The sequence below is a fragment of the Nocardioides sp. genome (assembly GCF_036401255.1).
In the GTDB taxonomy this organism is placed as follows: Bacteria; Actinomycetota; Actinomycetes; order Propionibacteriales; family Nocardioidaceae; genus Nocardioides.
In genome coordinates this window covers 1-2,837 of the sequence record NZ_DASWVI010000428.1, presented here as the reverse complement: position 1 = coordinate 2,837, position 2,837 = coordinate 1, and the positions used below count along the sequence as shown (strand labels likewise).

2 protein-coding genes and 2 pseudogenes are annotated in these 2,837 nt (G+C 73.8%); 3 read left to right on the top strand and 1 reads right to left on the bottom strand.

Features of this window, described 5'->3' with window-relative positions; all coding sequences use genetic code 11:
- Both VGD85_RS19660 and disA read left to right on the top strand, forming a co-directional pair.
- Positions 1-263, top strand: a pseudogene (locus VGD85_RS19660) (DNA repair protein RadA); the annotation flags it as partial.
- Positions 264-461: 198 nt separating this feature from the next.
- A complete protein-coding gene (gene disA, locus VGD85_RS19655; RefSeq protein ID WP_331065123.1) occupies positions 462-1,544 on the top strand; it encodes a DNA integrity scanning diadenylate cyclase DisA in 1,083 nt (360 codons plus the stop codon).
- Between the two features lie 90 nt (positions 1,545-1,634).
- Here disA and VGD85_RS19650 read toward each other — a convergent pair whose 3' ends face one another.
- On the bottom strand, positions 1,635-2,450 hold the full coding sequence (locus VGD85_RS19650; RefSeq protein WP_331065122.1) for a hypothetical protein: 816 nt from the start codon (positions 2,448-2,450) through the stop codon (positions 1,635-1,637).
- Positions 2,451-2,524: 74 nt separating this feature from the next.
- Between VGD85_RS19650 and VGD85_RS19645 the strand changes: the two are divergent.
- Positions 2,525-2,837, top strand: a pseudogene (locus VGD85_RS19645) (A/G-specific adenine glycosylase); the annotation flags it as partial.

Genomic DNA, 2,837 nt, shown 5'->3' with positions numbered 1-2,837 from the left:
TGGTCGCGATGGGCGAGATCGGGCTGTCCGGGGAGCTGCGCCGGGTCCGTGACCTGCCGCTGCGGCTCGCCGAGGCGGCGCGGCTCGGCTTCCAGCTCGCCGTGGTGCCCACCGAGCCGGGCCGCCCGGCCGCCCGCTCCCCCGAGTCGTGGACGGTCGACGGCATGCGGGTGCTCGACGTCCCCGACGTCGCGTCCGCGCTGCGGCTGCTCCAGCTCCTCGGCGCGGAGCACCACAAGCCACGTTCGGTCGAAGGACTCTGAGCGCCTCTCCTGGGACGCTGCTGAACGAGACGCGCGCACGCGAGCGACGGCCGGTGCGTGCGGTGACGGGTCACGACGACCGAGGCGAACGGCCCCGAGGCGCCACCGGCCGCCGCGTAGCCGCGCGGATTGCTCGGCGGGGTCCTAGACTCGGCCCAGCGGCCGACCGGGCCGCGCCCACGGGGAGAGGACCGGCAGTTGGCCACGGATCGCTCGGACGAGACCCTTCGCCTGCGCGCCACCCTCGCGACGATCGCCCCCGGCACACCTCTGCGCGACGGCCTGGAGCGGATCCTGCGCGGTCGCACCGGCGCGCTGATCGTGCTCGGCCACGACCGGGTGGTCGAGTCGATCTCGACCGGCGGCTTCACCCTCGACGTGCCGTTCACCGCGACCGGCCTGCGTGAGTTGGCCAAGATGGACGGCGCGATCATCGTCGACAAGGACGTCACGCGGATCCTGCGCGCCGCGGTCCACCTGATGCCCGACCACACGATCCCGTCCGAGGAGACCGGCACCCGCCATCGCACCGCCGACCGGGTGGCCCGCCAGGCCGGGTTCCCGGTGATCTCGGTGTCGCAGTCGATGCAGATCATCGCGGCGTACGTCGGGGAGACCCGCCACGTGCTGGAGGACTCCGGTCAGATCCTGTCCCGCGCCAACCAGGCGCTGGCGACCCTGGAGCGCTACAAGCTCCGCCTCGACGAGGTGTCGAGCACCCTGTCGGCACTGGAGATCGAGGACCTCGTCACCGTTCGCGACGTCGCCGTGGTGGCCCAGCGTCTGGAGATGGTCACCCGCATCGCCAGCGAGATCGAGGACTACGTGCTCGAGCTCGGCACCGACGGCCGGCTGCTGTCGCTGCAGCTGGAGGAGCTCGTGACCGGCGTCGACACCGAGCGTGAGCTGGTGATCCGCGACTACCTGCCCGCCGGGCGGCGCAGCAAGAGCCCCGAGGCGCTGCTCAACCGGCTCGAGTCGCTGTCCTCCACCGAGCTGGTCGACCCCGCGGCGGCCGCGCGCGCCCTGGGCCTGGGCAACGGCGAGCACCTCGACGGCGCCGTCGCCCCGCGCGGCTACCGGCTGCTGGCGAAGGTGCCCCGGCTGCCCGCGACGGTCGTCGACCGGCTGGTCGACCACTTCGGCACGCTGCAGAAGCTCCTCTCCGCGGGCGTCGACGACCTCCAGGCCGTCGAGGGGGTCGGCGAGCTACGCGCCCGCAGCGTCCGCGAGGGTCTCTCCCGCCTCGCCGAGTCGACGATCCTCGAGCGGTACGTCTAGCTCGTCGTTCGCCGTCGAGACACCAGAACTGGCTGTTCCCCGGCCGTCAGCACAACCACTTCTGGTGTCTCGACGGGAGATGGGCCCAGGTCAGTCGGGCTCGACGGCGCCGGACGGCGACTTGCTGGAGCCGTGCTCCGGCGCGATCGGCCGCCCCGAGGGCGAGGTGGACGGGGAGCCGGACGGGGAGCTCGAGGGGGTGTTCTTCGGCTTCGCGGTCTTGGTGATCGTGGCGGCCACCGGCCTGGTCAGCTCGAACTGCAGGTCCGACGGCTCGCCGCCGAGCGCGGCCGCGGTGACGTGGTACCAGCCGGGCAGGGCCCAGTCGGCGGACCTGGTGCAACCCTCGCTCTTCGAGCGCCGCGCCTCGCGCCAGGTCACCGTGACGTCGGTCGTGACCGCCCGGCGGACGACCACGTCGCGGGTCCCGATGGCGGCCGGGCAGTCGCGGCTGGTCCAGATCCGGTCCTTGCCCGAGGTGATGTTGACCGTGACCGTGCGGGGCGAGACCCGCCAGGTGCAGGCCTCCGCGGTCTGGGTGCGCAGCTGGAGCGTGATCGCGACGTCGTGGCCACCGACGGCGTCCTCGACGACCGGCGTGACCGCGATGTCGTCGTTCGAGCACGGCCCCTGGGGCTGCGCGAGCTCCGGCTCCTTGCTCTTCGACGGGCGCTTGCCGGGCTTGCGGGAGGCCGGCGTGCTCGGCGCGTCGGTGAGTGTCGCGGCGGCCGTCGGGGTCCCGTCCGCGACCAGCGCGGCGGCGGGATCGGAGCCGGACGAGGCGTCGCTACCTCCGCCGAGCATCCGGGCGATCGCGACGACCAGCAGGACGGCGGTGCCGAGCACCATCGTCCGGCGGACCCAGTACACGCGTGCCGGCAGCGGTCCACGGGTCAGGGCGGGCATGCCGCAACGCTAGTCAGCCGCCGCCGCGGGGTGGTGGTGCCACACCGGCGGCCTCCGGTGACAATGGGCCCGACATGAGCGAGCGAGTCACCCCGGCGCGTGCGCGCACGAGCATCCTCCACGAGCCGGTCCTGCGGTGGTACGACGAGCACGCCCGCGACCTGCCCTGGCGGCGACCCGAGGCGTCCCCCTGGTCGGTGATGGTCTCGGAGTTCATGCTCCAGCAGACGCCGGTGTCGCGGGTGCTGCCGGTCCACGAGCAGTGGCTCGCGCGCTGGCCGGCGCCGGCCGACCTCGCGGCCGAGCCCACGGGCGAGGCGGTCCGCGCCTGGGGCCGGCTGGGCTATCCCCGGCGGGCGTTGCGCCTGCACGCGGCCGCCACCGCGA